Source organism: Bacteroides sp. DH3716P, from assembly GCF_025914115.1.
In the GTDB taxonomy this organism is placed as follows: domain Bacteria; phylum Bacteroidota; class Bacteroidia; order Bacteroidales; family Bacteroidaceae; genus Bacteroides; species Bacteroides ovatus.
This window is the reverse complement of record NZ_CP083673.1, coordinates 4,802,724-4,824,199: the sequence shown is the minus strand read 5'-3', so window position 1 is coordinate 4,824,199 and position 21,476 is coordinate 4,802,724. Positions and strand designations below refer to the sequence as shown.

Sequence of the window (21,476 nt, the reverse complement as noted above, 5' to 3'; positions counted from 1 at the left end):
TTCGTTTATATGATAATAAACACTCGAAGACCGTGAAAGGTTTGTTTTACAGTGAAATGTCGATATGAAAAATTGTTTTACCGGGACGGCTTTCCAAAATAGACAAATGACCGTTGTGGTTACGGATGATTTGTCGGCAGAGACTTAATCCGATACCGGTTCCTTCGGATTTGGTGGTGAAGAACGGAATGAATATTTTTTCCTGCAGTTCATCGGGGATACCGGGACCATTGTCTGTGACGTCGATAGATATATGCTCGTCCCGATATGCATAAATTTCGATTGCTCCGTCTGTTCTTCCGTCTAACGCCTGAATGGAGTTTCTAAGGAGATTGAGCAGGACTTGGGATAGCTGGTTCTCGTCTCCATCCATGTCGATGAATTCCGGCTGACAGGTAAGTGTGAAATGAATCTGATTTTCCTGAAAATCGGTAGACAGGAGTTCTTGCAGATTTTGCAGGAGGGCTGTTAGTGAAAACCGTTTCCTTTCCGGTTGGGGCAGATAGGAGAGACGACGGAAAGATTCGGTAAATTCCAGCAGGCGTTCACTTTGTGCCTGGATGATATGAAGTCCGCGAAGTGTTTTTTCGCTGTTGTCCGGATATGCGGATAATGTTTGCGACAGGGAGATGATGGGAGCAATGGTATTCATGATTTCGTGGGTAAGCACGTGGCTTAGCTTGTTCCATGATTCACTCTCTTTATCATTCAGTTCATTGCTGATATCCTTGATGGATAAGATGGTAATAGTTTCGTTCTGTAATTTCATCTGGTTTTGAGACAGACTAAGTCGTTCTTTCTTCTCTTTTTCCTGCAGGATAGGTTTCAGTTGGTCGTATTGGGCTAGTTGCTGGCATCCCAATAAAGTCAGTGCGGCACTGTTGGCCATCATTATTTTTCCGGAAGAATCCCATGCCAACACACCGCTAGGGACTTCTTCCAATAGCGAACGGTAGAAATGTTCCTGCTTTGAATATTCAGCTTGAGTTCGGATGAGCAGGGCATTGATACGGTTGAGTGAACGATTCAGCATTTCCTGTTCCCGGCTGACATTGTTTTCGGGGAAATAGAGCATATTGTCTTTGTCTTCTATCGCATCGAAGAAAAGGCGTAATTTTTGGTTGAAAGAGTTTAGCTTATTCACTAATCTTCCAATCTGAAACAAGGAGCAGATAACCAGTAATATCCCTATTACCACTCCTTGTTGGGAAATAATGAGCCATAGACCTGTTCCTGCGGTAGCAAGAATAAATAGGATATGTCCTAATGTGGTCCAATATATATGTCGGCTGAATAGCATACGGCTTAGGGCTTAAATCGTTTCAGTTTATTGTAGAGCGTTTGTCGGCTGATACCAAGTTGTTCGGCCGCAGCAGTCAGGTTTCCATTATTTTGCAAGATGGCCGTCTCGATGGCTTGTCGTTCCACTTCTTCCAGATTGGGCACCGCTTGGACTGTCTGTGGTTTCCAAGTCTGTTTCACCAGAATATCTTTAGGACGTATCACGTTGCTTTCGCATAAAATAACCGCCTTTTCGATGGTGTGTTGCAGTTCCCGGATATTGCCCGGCCAATGATAGGAGCGTAGCTTTTCAATCGTTTGCTCATGCATTCGCATTTCCGGTCGTTGATATTTGGAAGCGAAGCGATGAAGAAAAGCATCGATGAATAATAATAGATCATCTCCCCGTTCTCTCAAAGGGGGAATTTCCAGATGGATGGTATTGATGCGATAGAATAAGTCTTCGCGGAACAAACCTTCTTTAATCATCTCCGGTATGTCTTTGTTGGTGGCGGAGATGAGTCGGATATCAACGGGAATCACTTTGTTGCTTCCGATTCGGGTGATATTTCGGTTTTGTAGTACAGTCAGTAGTTTGGCCTGCAATGCAAGAGGGAGATTTCCGATTTCATCCATAAAAAGCGAACCACCATTGGCGGCTTCGAATTTACCCGGACGGCTTTCATAAGCATCAGTAAACGCTCCACGTTCGTGTCCGAAGAGTTCACTCTCAAAGAGCGATTCGCTGATAGCCCCCATATCGACACTAAGTAACTGACGGGTGTTTCGTGAAGATAAGCGATGTATTTCCCTGGCTAACATCTCTTTTCCTGTTCCGTTTTCTCCGGTTATCAGGATATTGGCATCGGTTTTGGCGACTTTAGTAACTACCTTAATTAGCTGTAGCATTGCAGGGGAATGACCGATCAACATTTCTGACTTATTCAGATTTTCATCACCGGATGCTTTCTGGGTTGATTTGGGAGAGTTTTTATGATGGGTTGGACGATTGTTTTGATAGGCTTCCTTTATTTTCTGTATCAGTATGTGGTTATCCCATGGTTTTAGTAGAAAATCTGTTGCACCATTCTTCAGTGCTTTAACGGCTAATTCTACATCACCGTAGGCGGTTAGCATAATAACGGGCAGTGAAGGGCGGATTTCATGGATATGTTTCAGCCAGTACAGTCCCTCGTTACCATTGTTGATTCCTGCTGAAAAGTTCATATCCAGAATCACAATATCAATCGGAGTGGTAGATAAGATGGTCGTGATTTGATTAGGATTGGCAGCTGTGCGGACTGTGCTGAACACATTCTCGAGTAATAACTCCAGTGAGGCTAATACACTCTTATTGTCGTCTACAATTAAAATCGTTCCTGTTTCCATACGCAAGATTGGGGGCTCTGTCCGTTGAATGTTCCTTTTAAGTTTTCGGGTAAAGGTATCTGTTTTTGATTTTCTTTGCAAGGGAGTGTCCAATAATTAGACGTTTTCATACAAAGTTTATGCTGGAATGAGTCAGAACGAGTTAGAATGGGGTAGAATAGAGGGATTCTCTCGGTAATGTCCAATTATTGGACGTTAGGGCGTTTAATTTTTGGACGGTGGAAGAATTATGTAATTTCTATTTGTTTTATAATCAATTATTTATGATTTGTGGCATTGCATTTGCTTTTATCATCCTGCTATCACACAATCATATATTATAAAGGATGAAAAGATTTCTTTTACTACTATTGCTTTCAGTGCCGGTTTTCCTGCTAGCCCAATCCGCTATGAGTTTGGACGATTGCATTCGTTTGGCTTATAAACAGAATCCGGCTGTACGTAACGGAGTTATCGGCATAAAGGAAACGAAAGCGGATTATATAGCTTCTGTCGGTGCTTTCCTGCCGCACATAGTGGTTAATGCGGAAACAGGCAAACGATTCGGACGTTCGCTGGATCCTGACACCAATGGGTATACCAGTGAATCTTTTGAAGAGGGAACGGTGGGACTCGATATGACACTTTCCTTATTTGAAGGCTTTTCGCGTATCAATCAGGTGCGTTTCCGGAAAATGAACAAAGAACGTAGTGAATGGGAGCTGAAAGAGAAACAGAATGAACTGGCCTATCAGGTGACGGATGCTTATTACAAACTGATTCTGGAGAGAAAATTGCTCGATCTTGCTTTGGAACAAAGCCGGTTGAGCGAAAGGTATTTGAAACAGACAGAGGTCTTCGTGGAACTGGGATTGAAATCAGCTTCCGATTTACAGGAGGTGAAAGCACGCCGGGAGGGAGATATTTATCGTTATCAGTCGCGCGAAAATAGCAGTCGGATCGCTTTATTACATCTGAAACAATTAATGAATATCCAGCCGGGCGACACACTCGCTATTCTGGATACGATTACAGCATCCCAATTACCACCATATTCTGTTTCGACTGTGGAAACTCTATACGCACAATCTATCGAAATATTGCCCTCCATACGTATGATTGATTTGAAACAAAAAGCAGCTCATAAAGAGTATGCGATAGCGGGAGGAGCTTTCTCACCCTCTGTCTTTGCTCGTTTCACCGTCGGTTCCAATTATTATAATACAGCTTTCTCGGCCAGACAATTGCGTGATAATATAGGAAAATATGTGGGTGTTGGCATCTCCTTTCCCCTGCTAAGCGGTTTGCAACGTTTGACCAATCAGCGCAAGCTGAAATTGAATATGTATCGGCTCACAAACGAAGAAGAACTTGAAAAACAACAATTATATACGGATATTGAGCAAACACTCCTTTCTCTTCACACCGGATATAGTGAACATCAGCAGGCATTATCACAACTTGACGCTGAAACACTGGTACTGAAAGAATCCGAACGGAAATGGGAAGAGGGATTGATTTCCGTCTTTCAACTGATGGAAGCCCGTAACCGGTTTATTGCTGCCAAAGCAGAACTGGTTCGTGTACGCTTGCAAATAGAAATGATGATGAAACTAGAAAAATATTATCGACAAGGAACTTTTTTATAAACCATTATGGATACACTTATTGAACGAAAACCCGGCATCAATCGCAAACGTCTTTATTGGGTCGGTGGGGTAATGCTCGGACTTGCTGTGATTGCCTATTTTATTTTCAGAGATACAGCTTCTTCTATGGCAGTGGAGAAAGACCGGCTGACAATTGCTACTGTCGAGCAGGCCGAGTTCAGTGATTATATCCGTGTGATTGGTCAGGTCATGCCTAGCCGGATTATCTATATGGATGCCATCGAGGGCGGTCGTGTGGAAGAGCGCCTGAAAGAAGAGGGAGCTATGGTAAAGGCCGGTGATGTGATTCTGCGTCTTAGCAACCCATTGCTCAATATCGGTATCATGCAGAGTGAAGCCGATCTTGCTTATCAGGAAAACGAGTTGCGTAATACCCGGATTAGTATGGAGCAGGAACGACTGCAACTGAAACAAGAACGTATCGGCCTGAATAAAGAGCTTATCGGGAAGCAACGCCGTTATGAGCAGTATAAACGTTTGGTAAACGAACAACTGATAGCACGTGAAGACTATCGCCAGGCAGAGGAAGAATATATAGCAGCCAAAGAGCAACTGGCTGTTATTGACGAACGTATCCGGCAGGATCATATTTTTCGGGAAAGTCAGATAGGCAGTCTTGACGAGAATATACGTAATATGAAACGGAGCTTGGCATTGGTTCGTGAGCGTTTGGAAAACCTGAAAGTGAAAGCTCCGATTGACGGACAGGTAGGAAACCTGAATGCGCAAATCGGGCAATCTATTTCTGCCGGCGAACATATCGGGCAAATCATCACTTCCGACCTTAAAGTACAGGCACAGATAGACGAGCACTACGTAGAACGGGTACTTCCCGGACTTCCTGCCGACTTTACCCGTGACGGAGGAACCTATAAACTGGAAGTGACTAAACCTTATCCTGAAGTGAAAGACGGTCAGTTTCGTACAGACCTCAATTTTATATCCGAACGACCGGAGAATATCCGTGCCGGACAGACTTATCACATAAACCTGCAATTGGGTGATCCGGCACAAGCTATTCTGGTTCCCCGTGGCGGATTCTTTCAAATTACCGGGGGCCGATGGATGTACGTTGTCGATGAAAGTGGTACATTTGCCACGCGGCGCCCTGTGAAGATAGGACGGCAGAATCCACTGTATTACGAGGTGACAGACGGTTTGTCTCCGGGTGAGAAAGTAATCATATCCGGGTATGAATTATTTGGAGACAATGAGAAACTAATACTAAAATAATGAATAATTATTATGATTAAAACAGAAAAACTATCTATGCTTTTCACCACAGAAGAGGTGCAGACAAAAGCATTGAATGATGTCACCTTACAGGTGGAACAAGGAGAATTTGTAGCGATAATGGGACCGTCAGGATGCGGCAAATCCACCTTGCTGAATATTCTCGGTACATTGGATTCTCCGACTTCCGGTTCTTACTTTTTTGAGGGGAAGCAAGTCGATAAAATGACTGAAAACCAGTTGACTGCTTTGCGGAAAGGTAATCTGGGCTTTATCTTTCAGAGTTTCAACCTGATTGACGAACTGACCGTGTATGAGAATGTGGAACTGCCACTTGTCTATCTGGGTATGAAGACTCTCCAACGGAAAGAACGAGTCAATAAAGTGCTCGAAAAAGTCAACCTGTTACATCGTGCGAATCATTATCCCCAGCAGTTATCCGGCGGACAGCAACAGCGTGTAGCCATTGCCCGTGCCGTAGTGACCGAATGTAAACTACTGCTGGCCGATGAACCTACCGGAAATCTGGATTCGGTGAATGGCATCGAAGTGATGGAACTGTTGAGCGAACTCAACCGTCAGGGAACCACAATCATTATCGTCACCCACTCACAGCGGGATGCGAAGTATGCACACCGGGTCATCCAACTATTGGACGGACAGATTGTAGCCGAAAACATCAACCGTCCGCTGGAAAAGAAAACGTCATCTAAAAACGAAACCGTATGATAGGGAATTACTGGAATAGTGCCTATCGGAATCTGATGAAGCGGAAGAAGTTCAGTTTCATCAATATCTTTGGATTGGCAATCGGAATGGCATCGGCATTACTGATGCTAACCTATGTCACTTTTGAGTTCAGCTTTGATAAAATGCACACGAAATATGCCCATATCTATCGGGTGCAAAGTACTTTTCATGAAGGGGAAGTCCTGACCGATTACTGGGCGACCAGCTCTTTCGGATATGCCTCGGCCATGAAAGAGAATCTTGCCGGAATCGAAGATTATACCCGTATCGCTACCCATCTCCAACCGGAGCAGATTGTGAAATATGGCGAACTGACATTACGGGAGAATCAGATAGCCTATGCCGATCCGGGCTTCTTCCGTCTTTTTGATTTCGAACTTCTGAAAGGGGATAAAAAGACTTGTCTCTCCATGCCCCGGCAAGTGGTAATCACCGAACGTATTGCCCGTAAGTATTTCAAAGATGAAGACCCTATCGGCAAAATTCTGATCTTTACCGGAACGTATGATAAAGTATCGTGCGAAGTGACCGGAGTCATGAAAGAAATGCCCTCCAACTCACACATTCATTATAATTTTCTGATTTCCTATGCCTCTCTGCCTCAATATATGCAGGAATACTGGTATAAGCATGAAGCCTATACGTATGTTTTGCTCGATTCACCGGAAAGAAAAGCGGAGATAGAAAAAGAATTTCCTGTGATGGCGGAGAAATACAAGACAGAGGAAGCACTGAAAAATAAGACGTGGGGCGTGTCTTTAATTCCCTTGGCAGATATACATCTCACCCCACAGATAGGCTATGAGACGGAAACCAAAGGAAATCGTTCTGCTATGATCGCCCTGATTTTTGCGGCTGTCGCTATTCTGGTTATTGCCTGGATTAACTATATCAATCTGACCGTAGCACGTTCGATGGAGCGTGCTAAAGAAGTGGGAGTGCGCAGGGTAGTGGGAGCTTTCCGCCAACAGTTGATTTATCAATTCCTGTTTGAGGCCTTGGTTATGAATCTGATAGCTTTCATATTAGCTGTGGGATTAATAGAACTGGTTCTTCCACATTTCAACCAATTGGTAGGACGTACAGTTACGTTTTCTGTCTGGTTCATGGATTACTGGTGGATTTTGCTGGTTCTCGTTTTTATAGCCGGAATATTTATTTCCGGGTATTATCCGGCATTGGCTTTGTTGAATCGCAAACCTATAACCTTGTTGAAAGGGAAGTTTTTGCATAGCAAGTCAGGCGACCGAACCCGTCAGGTACTGGTGGTTGTCCAGTATACAGCTTCCATGATTTTACTTTGTGTTACATTGATTGTTTTTGCACAGCTGAATTTTATGCGCAATCAATCTTTGGGAGTGAAAACCAGCCAGACATTAGTGGTTAAGTTTCCGGGACATACAGAGGGGCAGAATATCAAGTTGGAAGCAATGAAAAAAGCAATCGCGCGTCTTCCTCTGGTCCATCGGGTTACTTTTTCCGGTGCCGTGCCGGGCGAAGAAGTGGCCACATTCCTTTCCAATCGTCGCACCAATGACGCTTTGAAGCAGAACCGTCTTTATGAGATGCTGGCTTGTGATCCTGATTATGCGGATGCATACGGTTTGCAGATAGTAGCCGGAAGAAGTTTCTCCGAAGAATATGGTGATGATGTCGATAAACTGGTGATTAATGAAACAGCTGTACGTAATCTGGGATTTGCTTCCAATGATGAGGCGATAGGCGAGTTGGTAACAGTGGAATGTACTGATGCGCCGATGCAGATTATCGGAGTGGTGAAAGATTATCATCAGCAGGCGTTGAGCAAGAACTATACACCTATCATGCTGATTCATAAAGATAAAATTGATTGGTTGCCCCAGCGTTATATCTCTGTTGTGATGGCTTCCGGAAATCCCCGTGAACTGGTATCTCAAGTGCAAGAGATCTGGAATCAGTATTTTGCGGATTCCAGCTTTGATTATTTCTTCCTCGATCAGTTCTTCGACCACCAATATCGGCAAGACGAGGTTTTCGGAGCGATGATCGGTTCGTTCACCGGATTGGCAATCTTTATTTCCTGTCTCGGACTTTGGGTATTAGTCATGTTTTCCTGTTCCACCCGCACCAAAGAGATGGGAATACGTAAAGTGTTGGGAGCTTCCCGCTGGAATCTTTTCTATCAGTTGGTCAAAGGATTTTTCCAGTTGATTTTGATTGCAGTTGTTATAGCTCTTCCGGTAGCTTGGTTTAGTATGAATGCCTGGTTAAGCCATTATGCTTTCCGTACCGATCTCAAAGCGTGGTTCTTTATAGTACCTGTATTGCTGATGTTGTTCATTTCATTTGTGACAGTGGCTTTCCAGACAATGAAAATAATAATGAGCAAACCTGCTCGTTCATTACGATATGAGTAATCTCTGAATCTACTCCATCGGATATTCGTTAATATCCGATGGATTTATGTTAAATGTTAACGAAACTGTTACTTCTATTAAACCATGTTATAAGATACGCTACTTGAGCCTGAAAATTTGGAGATATGCAGAAAGTCCGTATCTTTGCAATGTGTTTTTCATAGTATTAGATTTAAGGTTAACAAAAGATTGGCTGTCTGGGATAGATAGCCTTTTTTTATGCTTTTTCCCAAGCAAAAATATAGCGTCACTATCCGGTCGGGATGGTTACCCTATCCCACGAATATACCGTCACTATCATAAGTGGATACCGTCACTATGTTTAAAATGAATTTTTCTATCCTTTCTGTTATTCTATTATTCTCATCCTATCGTGAGTTGTCAATAAAATTCCAATATGCTTATTAGTTGAAATGGTGATTTGGTAAATTGTTGATATTTAATTGATTATATGACTTGTATTTTGGTTTAAAACCAAAGCCCCGTTCCTTTAAAAGGAACGACCCGTTTCTCGGTGTGCAACGATGTGTTTCTCACCGAGGAACAAGACATGTACTTTAATTAAGTCGTGAAACTAGCTTAAATGTTCGTTTTTTTATTTCCACAAAGAAAAAAGGTACAAGATATAACCTTGATTTTTATATGTGATTTTGGCTGTATCTTTAATTGCTTATCTTTATATTTGCGCATAAAAGTATAAATATGATGAAAACTCTATTTATTAGGATACTTCGCTTTTTGATGCTTCTGATATTTATTGCTTCGTGTGGCATTGGATATGTTATCTACGAAGATACACTGACTGCCTGGTGGATACCTCTTGGAATGGCGCTTTTGATTGCTCTTGTTACTATCCCATTCTATAAGAAATGGATATGGCTGACAACCGTGGATGGTAAAGTAATTAATTGTTTGTGTCATCTGGCTTGCATCGGTGCCATCAGTTATGTCTTGTTTCTTGGCGGTAATTATTGGTTTGCCGATCCTGCTTCCACACACGAAGAAACAGTGATGGTACAGAAAAAATATGTGGAAACACATAAGAAGACCCGTAGAGTAGGCAGGCATCGTTATGTTTCGGATGGCATACGTAAGGAATACTATCTGCAGGTAGCTTTTGAGAATGGAGCTGTGGAAGAGCTGCATGTGTCACTTTCCACTTATAATAAGGCCAAGGCAGGTGCATCGAAGATACTGACTTTACAAAAAGGCTTTTTCGGATTACCGGTGATTACAAAAGGACTTTAATCAATCATTATGATATAGATATGGAAAATAGAGAATTGTATGAAAGAATGTTGTCGGGGACTATGTATAATGATTTGTCTACAGAACTGGTTCAGAGAAGAGAACAAGTCGTTTTTCTGACTAATGATTATAACTCTACTTATGGAAAACCCAAAGAGGTTCGTGAAGCATTATTACGCAATTTGTTGAAAGGCATTGGGGAGAATGTTCACTTCGAACCCAATTTCCGGTGTGAGTTTGGATTTAATATCACTATAGGAAACAACTTCTTTGCTAATTTTGATTGCATCATGTTGGATGGGAATCTTATTACAATAGGGGATAATGTATTGTTGGGACCACGTGTGGGATTGTACACAGCAAATCATGCACTTGATGCCCGGGAACGCATTATGGGAGGTTGCTATGCACATCCGATTGTAATAGAGGATAATGTCTGGATTGGTGCAGGCGTTCATATTATGGGTGGTGTTACCATTGGGAGAAATTCGGTAATCGGAGCAGGAAGTGTAGTGACTAAGGATGTGCCGGAAAATGTAATCGCTGCAGGAGTGCCATGTAAAGTAATTCGGGAGATCACGGATAAAGATAAGACCGACTTTTTAGGGTAGGTTGGCGTGTGCTATTAAAAAAAGTCACATCACTTTTAGAGGATATAAATCGTTCTGAAAGTGATGTGTCTTTTAAAAAGAGCTTCTTCTTTAAGTGAAATTCCATAGTTCGGATGATTTTTCGTCTTACCAATTTTGTGTTTTGTCTACAAACGGGATGTATTCGTCTCATTTCAAAAATCGGCAATCTTCTATACTCTATCTTCGTGACGAAATAAAAACAGAATAAAATCATGAAGATGAATAAAACTAGATTATTAGAAAAAATATCTATTCAGTCGGGTATCTCCGCAGATGAATGCAGCACAGTACTCAAAACCTTTGAAAGAGTTCTTGGTGAAGAGTTAACCCGAAAAACACATCGTTATGGCGGGTGGATACTTTTGTTGGTTGCTTTGTTGGTATCCGCAGTGGCTTTTAGTCAGACACCGCAGAGAAAAGGTCGGCCGGTACAGACAATCCGGGGAATGGTTATTGACGGGGATTCAAAACACCCGATACCGTATGCAACGGTGAGATTATCCGAAAAAGAGGGAACAGGTACGATAACAGACAGTCTCGGGCGTTTCAGCATACCACAGGTTCCTGTTGGACGGCATACGGTAGAGGCAGCCTTTATGGGATATGAACCGGGTATTTTCAGAGAGATACTGGTAACTTCCGCCAAAGAGGTTTATTTGGAAATTCCTTTGAAAGAAAGTGTAAACGAACTCAATGAAGTAGTGATTCGTGCCAGGACCAATAAAGAGGAAGCGATGAATAAGATGGCTACTACTGGAGCCCGTATGTTGAGTGTGGAAGAAGCGAGCCGCTATGCCGGAGGTTTTGACGACCCTGCCCGTTTGGTATCTTCCTTTGCCGGAGTGGCCCCCAGTGTATCTTCCAATGGAATATCCATTCATGGCAATGCTCCCCATCTGTTGCAGTGGCGATTGGAAGACGTTGAAATTCCGAACCCGAATCACTTTGCGGATATTGCCACATTGGGTGGAGGGATACTTTCATCTCTTAGTTCGCAGGTATTGGGTAATTCCGATTTTTTTACCGGAGCTTTTCCGGCAGAATATGGAAATGCGGTATCTGGTGTGTTTGATATGAAATTGCGTAATGGAAATAACCAGAAGAATGAGAATACGCTTCAAGTGGGCATCATGGGAATTGATGTAGCTTCCGAAGGACCGTTAAGCAAGAAGCACAAAGCATCCTATATTTTCAATTATCGGTATTCCACAACAGGACTTCTGAACTTGGAGGGCGGAAAGATGGACTATCAGGACTTGAACTTCAAACTGAATTTCCCGACACAGAAAGCAGGAACATTCTCTGTCTGGGGAACCAGCCTGATTGATAAATTCGGCAGTGATTTTGAAAAGAATACGGATAAATGGGAATATATGAGCGACCGTAGCGAATCAAAAGACAAACAGTATATGGCTGCCGGAGGTATCAGCCACCGTTATTTCTTCAACAATGACGCATCACTGAAAACCACTATTGCCGGTACTTATTCGCAACTGGACGGTGGAGCAACCATGTTTAACCACTCTTTGGAATCCACCCCCTACATGGATCTTAACTCAAAACATACTAACTTAATACTAACTTCGACTTTTAACCGTAAATTCAGTAACCGTTTTACTAATAAGACAGGATTTACGTATAATGCCATGTTCTATCAAATGAATCTTGCCATTGCTCCTTATGAAGCCGAATCACTGGAAACCGTATCTCAAGGAAAAGGTAATACGAGTCTGATATCTGCCTACAATAGTTCTTCTGTAGGATTGACGGAACGCTGGACGCTCAATGCCGGTATTTACGGGCAATTTCTGACTCTGAATAATAAATGGTCTGTTGAACCCCGTATTGGTTTGAAATGGCAAGCTACTCCGAAAGCAACTTTTGCACTGGCTTATGGTATGTACAGTCGCATGGAGAAAATGGACGTCTATTTTGTGAAAACGAAAAGTACAGGAGACAAATCCGTCAACAAGGAACTCGATTTCACCAAAGCGCAGCACGTCATGTTATCTTTTGGATACAAAATATCCGATCGCATGAATCTGAAAATAGAACCTTATATCCAATTTCTCCATGATGTGCCTGTGATGGCTGACAGCTCTTATTCCGTACTCAACCGTTCTGATTTCTATGTGGAAGACGCATTGGTTAATAAAGGAAGAGGACGCAACATCGGTATTGACATCACTTTAGAACGTTTCCTGGAAAAAGGGCTCTATTACATGATTTCCGGTTCTCTTTTCGATTCCCGCTACCGGGGCGGAGACGGTGTGTGGTACAATACGAAGTTTAATCGGAATTATGTCATCAACGGACTGATTGGAAAGGAATGGATGCTGGGACGTAACAGACAGAATATTCTTAGCATCAATCTGAAATTGACCTTACAAGGAGGTGACCGGTATTCTCCGATTGACAGGGAAGCAACGATGAATCATCCTGATAAAGAGGTGCAATATGACGAAACGAAAGCATTTTCTAAACAGTATTCTCCCATGCTTATCGGCAACTATACCGTGAGTTACCGCATCAACAAGAAGAAAGTCTCTCATGAGTTTGCAGTGAAAGGACTTAATTTTACCGGTGCGAAAGAACACTATGGACATGAATATAATGTGAAAACTGGAAAAATTGATGTTAGTGACGGTTCTACAACATTGACAAATGTGAGTTATAAACTTGAATTTTAAATAACCGATATAGAAGTCCAACCGGAAAAATGTTTTATCTTCGTCCCCGGAGATAAAACATCTTCCCTGATTAAATACACGATGGCTGAAACAATAACAACAGACAATAAATCTACTTTATTATATCGATTCCTCGTTAGTCCGGAACTTCGATGGGCGCGTTATCTGGTGCTTATTATGGTGTTGGCTACCATATCATTCAATCAGGTTTTTATTATATTCCTCGATTATCGGGATATATTGGGAGGATGGATTTATACATTCACTTTCTTATATCTACTGACTTATATAGGAGTTATTTATCTGAATCTTTTCTGGCTCTTTCCAAAGTTTTTGCTGAAAAGACGCTATCTAACCTACATATCCTTACTTTCAGTAGCAATGATGCTTGCCCTGGCAATACAAATGGCAACGGAATATGTATCTTATTCCTGCTGGCCGGAATTTTACGAACGTGCCTCCTATTTCTCCATACCTATAGTGATGGATTATATATCTTCTTTCATGTTGTCCACACTCTGCATGATAGGAGGAACAATGACCGTTCTCCTGAAAGAATGGATGATAGATCATCAACGTGTCTCACAAATGGAAAAGGTTCACGTTCTTTCGGAAGTGGAACAGCTAAAAGAACAAGTCAGCCCCGAACTTCTTTTCAAAACATTGCATCATTCGGGGGAACTGACATTGAGCGAACCGGAAAAAGCTTCGAAGATGCTGATGAAATTAAGTCAACTACTTCGCTATCAGCTATATGATTGCAGCAGAACAAAGGTATTGCTTAGTAGTGAAATTAATTTCCTGAATAATTACCTGACCTTGGAACAGAATTCTCAGGCACAATTCAATTATGAACTGCTTGCGGATGGAGAAGTAAATAGAACACTGGTTCCACCCTTGCTTTTCATTCCATTTGTGCAATATATTGTAAAATCAATCAACGAACAGCGAACATCAATCCCTGTTTCTCTCAAAATCCATTTGAAAGTAGAAGAGAACACAATTATATTCACTTGTCTTTGCCTACAAGTGAATCTTTTGGAAGATAAAGGACTTGAAAGAATCCGCCAAAGACTGAACTTATTATATGGCAATCGTTACAGACTATTCCTGACGACAGAAAGCATCTGGTTGGAATTGAAAGGAGGTGAAGTATGAACCTGAATACAGAACATAGAAGAATGGAAGATAAAAGTGTCACAGCTTTTCTGTTAAGTCCTCATTACCGGACATGTAGACATCTGTTACTGCAAATAATAGTTCTTTTGATGACTATTAATGTCTTTTGGTACGAACCTTTGCAGTCAGTTTCTTTTTGGCGGCGTTTTGGTGGATTCCTGGCATATTTTGTTTCCATTAATACGGTAATCTATATGAACCTGTATATATTAGTACCCTGTTTTCTGTTGAAGAACCGTTTGGGGCACTATGTCCTGGCGGCTGTCCTGACGAATTTGGTAGTCATCGTCTTCCTTTCAGTCACCCAGGGATTACTCTTTGAAGTAATTCTGCCCGGAAAAGATCCTGGCAGATTCGCTACTTTCATTAATACTTTTTCGGGGATACTGACCATCGGTTTTGTTACCGCAGGTTCGGCAGCCATATCCTTGTTTACCCATTGGTTGCGTTATAATCTGCGTATTGACGAACTCGAGTCCACTACTTTGCAATCCGAACTGACATTTCTGAAGAATCAGATTAACCCGCATTTTCTTTTCAATATGCTGAATAATGCCAATGTCCTGATAAAGAGAAATCCGGAAGAAGCTTCCAAAGTACTTTTTAAACTGGAAGATTTGCTACGGTATCAGATTAACGACAGTTCGCGTGAAAGAGTTTCATTGGCTTCGGATATCCGTTTCCTGAATGACTATCTGAATTTGGAAAAGATACGCCGTGACAATTTCCAGTTTACGTTGAGGCAGGAGGGAGAAGTGGATTCCATTTGGATTCAGCCTTTGTTATTCATTCCTTTTGTGGAAAATGCGGTGAAACATAGTTTTGATAGTGAGCATTCTTCGTATGTCCATGTCTTTTTTAAGGTGGATGCTCACCGACTGGATTTCCGGTGTGAGAATTCTAAACCGGCTGTTGCAGTCCAGCAGGGTAAAGTCGGTGGAATCGGACTTGCCAATATCCAGCGTAGGTTAGGATTACTGTATCCTGAACATTATAAGTTGGAACAAAGAGAAGATGAAAATCTCTATTTTGTAATTTTAAGTATAACATTATGAATTGTATCATTGTAGATGATGAACCCTTGGCACGTGAGGCCATGAAGTTATTGATAGAAGAATCCGATAACCTCCAGTTGATAGGCAGTTTTAACAGTGCTGCAACTGCTTCCGACTTTATGGAGCAACAGGGAGTCGATCTGGTTTTTCTGGATATTCAGATGCCTGGGATTACAGGAATAGAGTTTGCCCGTACAATTTCCAAAAAGACACTGGTTATTTTCACCACAGCCTATACAGAATATGCGTTGGATAGCTATGAAGTAGATGCAATCGACTATCTGATTAAGCCTGTCGAAGCGGAACGTTTTCAAAAGGCGGTGGATAAAGCGTTATCCTATCATTCTCTATTATTGAAAGAAGAAAAAGAAGCTATCGAAACGATTGTTGCCGCTGAATATTTCTTTGTAAAGGCAGAGCGCCGGTATTTCAAGGTGAATTTCTCCGATATTCTCTTTATTGAGGGATTGAAAGATTACGTCATTCTTCAACTGAACGACCAGCGTATCATTACTCGCATGAGCCTGAAAGCCATATTCGATTTATTACCAAAATCTATTTTTTTGCGGGTGAATAAATCCTATATCGTCAATACCGATCACATCGAGTCATTTGACAATAATGATATATTTATAAAATCGTATGAAATTGCTATCGGTAATAGTTATCGGGACGACTTCTTTGAGGGTTTTGTAATGAAACAAAGATTGTGATTTTTCATTTTTGTTTGGTTACATAATTTTCAAATGGTATATTTGTAACCAAAATAAAGAATACGTGATTGGCACAACAGACTATATTAGTATTAAGTTAACTGATGAGACGCAGTTTCGTTCTATATTCGACAAATATTACATATCTTTATGTATGTTTGCTAATCAGTATGTCGAAAATGATGCATTAGCGGCTGATATTGTTCAGGAGTGTTTTGTGAAGTTGTGGCAGTTGCGCGATGATTTCATGTATGTGCATCAGATTAAATCATTCCTCTATACGTCGGTACGCAATAAATCTTTAAATGAACTGGAACATACCAAGGTCATGAACGAGTATGCACAGAAAGTTCAGGAAATGAGTAAAGACTCTTTTTTCCAAGACAAGGTCATAGCAGAAGAAAGTTACCGGATATTAGTGGATGCCATTGAAAAACTGCCACCGCAGATGAAAAGCATTATGCAACTGGCACTTGAGGGAAAAAGCAATCCGGAAATTGCTGAAACACTGAATATTTCCGGCGAAACGGTACACTCCCAGAAAAAGATTGCCTACCGTAAATTACGCGTATATTTGAAAGACTATTACTACCTGGTTTTTTACTTTTTATAGTTTCTTTTAAAAAAAATCATTTTTAATACACCCTGATTTTCAATTCACCTGTTTTAGTATAAACAACGATTAAAACATGTGAATTATGATAAACCAACATTTCTATATTGCAAGACTCATTGCCAGATACTTATCTGATGAAATCGAGGAAGAAGAACAGGCAGAACTGACCCGGTGGAGAAATGAATCGCCCGAAAACGAACGCCTTTTTCGGGAAATCTGCAAGGAAGAGAACATAAAGCAGAATATGCAGAAGCGGCAAACTTTCCATACAGAGGACGGATGGGAGGGAGTGCAAAGAAAAATCCAACGCCATCGGTTCAGACATCGGATACTGAATATATGTAAATATGCTGCTATTTTCATTTTTCCGGTGGTTATTGCTACTGTGGCAATATATAAGAGCGGTAATGAACCCCAGCCGTTATCTCAAGTAGCGAAACAAATTGTTCCGGGTGGTAAGAAAGCCGTTCTTATTCTGGATAATGGAGAAGCAATTGATTTGAAGTCTACCTCCGGCGTGGAATTGAAAGAAAAAGATGGTACAGTCATTCAGGTGGATTCTACAGCATTGAATTATCAGCAGGCTCCCGCCCGGACATCCGAAAAACTTGCATATAATAAGGTAAACGTTCCTCGTGGTGGTGAATATCAGCTGACGTTGAGCGATGGAAGTAAAGTACAGTTGAATTCTATGAGTTCCATCCGTTTCCCTGTTCAGTTTGCACAGGATTGCCGTCTGGTAGAATTGGAGGGAGAGGCCTATTTCGAAGTAAGCAAAACCGGACAGCCTTTTATTGTACAAACCAAAGGGATGAAAATAGAAGTATTAGGAACTACTTTTAATATATCAGCTTACGCAAACGAAGAATATCAAACTACACTTGTCAGCGGTTCGGTAAAAGTACAGACTGAAAATGGAAGCAACCGGATTCTGAAACCATCGGAACAGGCTTGTATTACTCCGGGCAGCAACCAGATCAATGTACGCAATGTAGATACTGCATTTTATACTTCATGGATACATGGAAAGATCAATTTCAAGGACCAGCGATTGGACGACATCATGAAAACTCTTGCCAGATGGTATGATATGGATGTAGTCTATGAGAATGAGGCGACGAAAGAGTTACGCTTCGGTTGCTATGTTAACCGCTATAATGAGATTACCCCATTGGTGAAATTGTTGGAGCAAACGGGTAGAGTAACTGTCACAGTAGAAGGAAAAACTATCAAAATATTCACTAATCATTAATCCCTGTTTTATGGAAAAACTACGTAATGTTGCCAGATTTGGGAAATATGGAAAACGTCTTTGTATGATGTTCCTTTTTCTCTGTATTACGACTTCAGGGCTGATGCGCGCATCTGTATTCGCACAGACCACGGTTACAGCCAAATTCAGAAATGTAACACTGAATGAAGTTCTTTGGGAAATTCAGAAACAAACGGACTTTACCTTTATCTACAGCACAAATGATGCAAAGAAAGTCAGAGTGGAAAATCTGGATGTGAAGAATGAACTGATTTCTGAAGTGCTTAACAAATGCCTGCGAAATAGCGGACTGACTTATACGGTTCATGATGGAGTAATTGCCATCCGTAAGGCTGAACCCGTTAGGACGGAAACTGTTGCACGTGAGAAATATACGATTACAGGGAAAGTAATTGAAGATAGTGGAGAGCCGATAATCGGAGCTAATGTCATCGTGAAAGGTACAACTAACGGTATGATGACTGATATGGATGGTAATTTCCATCTGGAAGTTACAGACAAGAAAGTGACTCTGATGGTTTCTTATATCGGTTATGCGTCACAGGAGGTAGTTGCAACTCCCGGCAAGCCGATGAGCATAATCCTGAAAGTGGATAATAACCTGTTGGACGAAGTAATTGTAACGGGATATGGTACTTTCAAGAAATCGGCTTATGCAGGTTCTGCCAGTATCGTAAAGACAGATGCTGTGAAAGATGTGCCTAATGTATCTTTCCAACAGATGTTGGAGGGGGCGGCTCCCGGTGTCAGCGTAAATACCGGTTCGGGTATACCGGGTTCGTCAACGTCCATCCGTATCCGTGGTATGGGTTCGTTCAATGCCTCCAATTCTCCGCTGTATGTAGTGGATGGTGTTCCCGTATTGTCGGGTAATATTGGTGCATCTGGTAGTGATTCCGGTTTGGATGTAATGTCTACCTTGAATACATCGGATATTGAAAGCATCACTGTTATCAAGGATGCCGCTGCTGCTTCACTTTATGGTTCACGTGCAGCAAATGGCGTTGTCATTATTACTACGAAACAAGGAAAAGCAGGTAAACCGGTCTTTAAATTGAAATCGGATTGGGGATTCTCTAATTTTGCCATGCCTTTCCGCGAATTGATGGGCGGACAGGAACGTCGTAACCTGATCCACGAGGGGCTTCGAAATTATGCTTTAACTTATAGTGGTAAGACCGATGATGAGGTAGGACTTCATCAGGGGATGACCGAGAATGAAGCATGGGCTTATGCCGATTCGAATATTGACCAGTATGCACCGATCCCTTGGTGTGGTTTTGTGAATTGGGATGATTATCTGTTCCGTAACGGTAGCCACCAGAATTACGAGTTTTCAGCTTCCGGCGGACAGGAAAAGATTAAATACTATACGTCCATCGGCTATATGAAGCAGGATGGTGTTACGATAAACTCCGGTCTGGAACGTATTTCTGCACGTTTGAATGTAGACTATCAGATGGCTAAATGGATGAATATCGGTGCAAAGATACAGTTCTCCAAAGTGAATCAGGATACTTATTCGGAAGGGACATCGTATACTTCTCCAATTTACGGTACGCGTAATGGAGCCACACCGTCTGACCCTATATGGAATGAAGACGGTACCTGGAACCGTGCATTAATCAAATTGGATGACCGTAATCCGATGTTATCAAATTCTTATAATTTTAAGAGAGAATATGCGACCCGTTCTTTCAATACCGTATATGCATCATTCGATATTTGGAAAGGAATCAAGTTTGCGTCTACATTCAGTTATGATTTTGTGATGAACAAGTCTCGTGCATGGAAAGACCCGCGTACCAGTGACGGTGACGATGATAACGGACGTTTCAGCAAAGATTATAATGATATTACCAATATGACATGGTCTAATATTCTGACTTATCAGACAAAGATCAAGAAAAAACATAATCTGGACCTTTTGGCTGGTTATGAAATCAACAGTAAGGAGTCGGATGGACTGGGAACTACTATCTCTAATTTTGCACGCTGGGATAAACCGGAAGTCAACAATGGTGTAGTGTATCAGAGTATGGGAGGTTCTAACAGTACGACGCGTATTGTCTCTTATATTACACGTGCCAACTATGATTATGACAACAAATACTATCTGGGAGCGAGTTGGAGAACAGACGGAAGTTCGCGATTGGCAAGAGAGAATCGTTGGGGAAATTTCTGGTCATTGTCCGGTGCATGGAGAGTGAGTAGCGAGAGTTTTATGAAACCTCTTCAGAACTGGTTAAGTGACTTGAAACTTAGAGTTTCTTACGGTGTGAACGGAACTCTGCCGTCTTCTTATTATGGATATATGGGATTGAGCAGTCTGACTAGTAATTATAACGATAATCCGGGTATCACGCAGTCGCAACTGGAAAACAAGGAACTGACTTGGGAAACCAACTATAACTTCAACTCCGGTATTGACTTGGGATTCTTCGACAACAGACTGAATGTTACATTTGAATATTACGTTCGTACAACGAAAAATCTGCTTTACAGCCGGCCATTATCTCTTGCAACAGGTTTCTCAAGTTATCTTGCCAACATAGGTAAATTACAAAACAAGGGATATGAATTGGAAATTCGTTCAACTAATATCGAGACAAAAGATTTTCGTTGGAGCACTAGTTTGAATCTGGGACATAATGCCAATAAAATCCTGAAGTTGGACGGAGATTTGAAACAAGTAACCAGCGGAACATCTATTCATAAGGTAGGTTTGCCCTATTCTACCTATTATATGATTGAATTTGCAGGCATCGACCCGGTAGACGGTGAACCGATGTTCTATAAGAATACGACGGATGAAAATGGAAATCTGAACAAAGAAACTACTAAAGATCCGCGTAGTGCGGAAAAAGTGATACTGCAATGTGCCGATCCTACTATCACCGGTGGACTGGGTAACAGCATCTCTTATAAGTGGTTTGATCTGAATTTTAACGTGAATTTCTCTTTTGGGGCATGGAACTATGACGGCGCGGCAGGCAAACTGGAACACGGTGGCGATGGAACGCTGAATATTCCTATTTATTACCGGAAACGCTGGCAGAAAGAGGGTGATGAAACGAGTATTGAACGTTTTGTAGTCGGTAGATCAATTTCCATGACCGATTATGCTACCACACGTCGTTTATACAGTGGAGATTATGTTCGTCTGAAGAATCTGACTTTCGGCTTTACACTGCCGAAGACATGGACCCGGAAAGTGGGTATAGACAATATACGTCTGTATGCATCGGGCAATAACCTGTTAACTTGGGCGGCATACGATTATATTGACCCCGAATCGGGTTCATCACCTAGTTGGGATACTCCTCCGATGAGAACTTATACATTCGGTTTGGAAGTGAAATTCTAAGTGCA

At 41.7% G+C, this 21,476-nt stretch carries 15 protein-coding genes; 13 read left to right on the top strand and 2 right to left on the bottom strand.

Annotated features, from left to right (window positions below; all coding sequences use genetic code 11):
* Positions 1-46 precede the first annotated feature (46 nt).
* Positions 47-1,300: a sensor histidine kinase gene (locus tag KQP79_RS18155; RefSeq protein ID WP_004300617.1), complete on the bottom strand. Its 1,254-nt coding sequence runs from the start codon at positions 1,298-1,300 to the stop codon at positions 47-49.
* Positions 1,301-1,305: 5 nt separating this feature from the next.
* Positions 1,306-2,670 (bottom strand): sigma-54-dependent transcriptional regulator, encoded by a 1,365-nt coding sequence (locus KQP79_RS18150; protein WP_004300616.1) that lies wholly within the window; start codon positions 2,668-2,670, stop codon positions 1,306-1,308.
* 326 nt (positions 2,671-2,996) lie between these two features.
* Here KQP79_RS18150 and KQP79_RS18145 point away from each other — a divergent pair, with 326 nt between their 5' ends.
* From KQP79_RS18145 to KQP79_RS18085, 13 genes are all read left to right on the top strand, one after another.
* Positions 2,997-4,298 (top strand): TolC family protein, encoded by a 1,302-nt coding sequence (locus KQP79_RS18145; RefSeq protein WP_004311236.1) that lies wholly within the window; start codon positions 2,997-2,999, stop codon positions 4,296-4,298.
* A 6-nt stretch (positions 4,299-4,304) separates the two neighbouring features.
* Positions 4,305-5,552 carry an efflux RND transporter periplasmic adaptor subunit gene (locus KQP79_RS18140; RefSeq protein ID WP_004300612.1) on the top strand — a complete coding sequence of 416 codons (1,248 nt, stop codon included), beginning with the start codon at positions 4,305-4,307 and terminating at the stop codon, positions 5,550-5,552.
* 12 nt (positions 5,553-5,564) lie between these two features.
* Positions 5,565-6,281: an ABC transporter ATP-binding protein gene (locus tag KQP79_RS18135; RefSeq protein ID WP_004304173.1), complete on the top strand. Its 717-nt coding sequence runs from the start codon at positions 5,565-5,567 to the stop codon at positions 6,279-6,281.
* On the top strand, positions 6,278-8,698 hold the full coding sequence (locus tag KQP79_RS18130; RefSeq protein WP_004300610.1) for an ABC transporter permease: 2,421 nt from the start codon (positions 6,278-6,280) through the stop codon (positions 8,696-8,698). Before KQP79_RS18135 ends, KQP79_RS18130 begins: the two co-directional genes overlap by 4 nt.
* A gap of 702 nt (positions 8,699-9,400) precedes the next feature.
* Positions 9,401-9,946, top strand: coding sequence for a DUF2500 family protein (locus KQP79_RS18125; RefSeq protein WP_004311234.1), 546 nt, complete (start codon positions 9,401-9,403; stop codon positions 9,944-9,946).
* A 20-nt stretch (positions 9,947-9,966) separates the two neighbouring features.
* The gene (locus KQP79_RS18120) at positions 9,967-10,557 is read left to right on the top strand and encodes a sugar O-acetyltransferase (RefSeq protein WP_004300595.1); all 591 of its coding nucleotides are present in this window, start codon (positions 9,967-9,969) and stop codon (positions 10,555-10,557) included.
* Positions 10,558-10,790: 233 nt separating this feature from the next.
* Positions 10,791-13,268, top strand: a complete 2,478-nt coding sequence (locus KQP79_RS18115; protein ID WP_004311233.1) for a TonB-dependent receptor — start codon at positions 10,791-10,793, stop codon at positions 13,266-13,268.
* 81 nt (positions 13,269-13,349) lie between these two features.
* Entirely contained in the window at positions 13,350-14,426 is a 1,077-nt protein-coding gene (locus tag KQP79_RS18110; protein ID WP_004311232.1) for a sensor histidine kinase, read from the top strand.
* Entirely contained in the window at positions 14,423-15,502 is a 1,080-nt protein-coding gene (locus KQP79_RS18105; protein WP_081104587.1) for a sensor histidine kinase, read from the top strand. Before KQP79_RS18110 ends, KQP79_RS18105 begins: the two co-directional genes overlap by 4 nt.
* Positions 15,499-16,215, top strand: a complete 717-nt coding sequence (locus KQP79_RS18100; protein ID WP_004300562.1) for a LytR/AlgR family response regulator transcription factor — start codon at positions 15,499-15,501, stop codon at positions 16,213-16,215. Before KQP79_RS18105 ends, KQP79_RS18100 begins: the two co-directional genes overlap by 4 nt.
* A gap of 64 nt (positions 16,216-16,279) precedes the next feature.
* On the top strand, positions 16,280-16,828 hold the full coding sequence (locus KQP79_RS18095; RefSeq protein WP_004304159.1) for an RNA polymerase sigma-70 factor: 549 nt from the start codon (positions 16,280-16,282) through the stop codon (positions 16,826-16,828).
* Positions 16,829-16,913: 85 nt separating this feature from the next.
* Positions 16,914-18,083 carry a FecR family protein gene (locus KQP79_RS18090; protein WP_008774635.1) on the top strand — a complete coding sequence of 390 codons (1,170 nt, stop codon included), beginning with the start codon at positions 16,914-16,916 and terminating at the stop codon, positions 18,081-18,083.
* 10 nt (positions 18,084-18,093) lie between these two features.
* Positions 18,094-21,471: a TonB-dependent receptor gene (locus KQP79_RS18085; RefSeq protein WP_061447518.1), complete on the top strand. Its 3,378-nt coding sequence runs from the start codon at positions 18,094-18,096 to the stop codon at positions 21,469-21,471.
* The last annotated feature ends 5 nt before the right edge of the window (positions 21,472-21,476 follow it).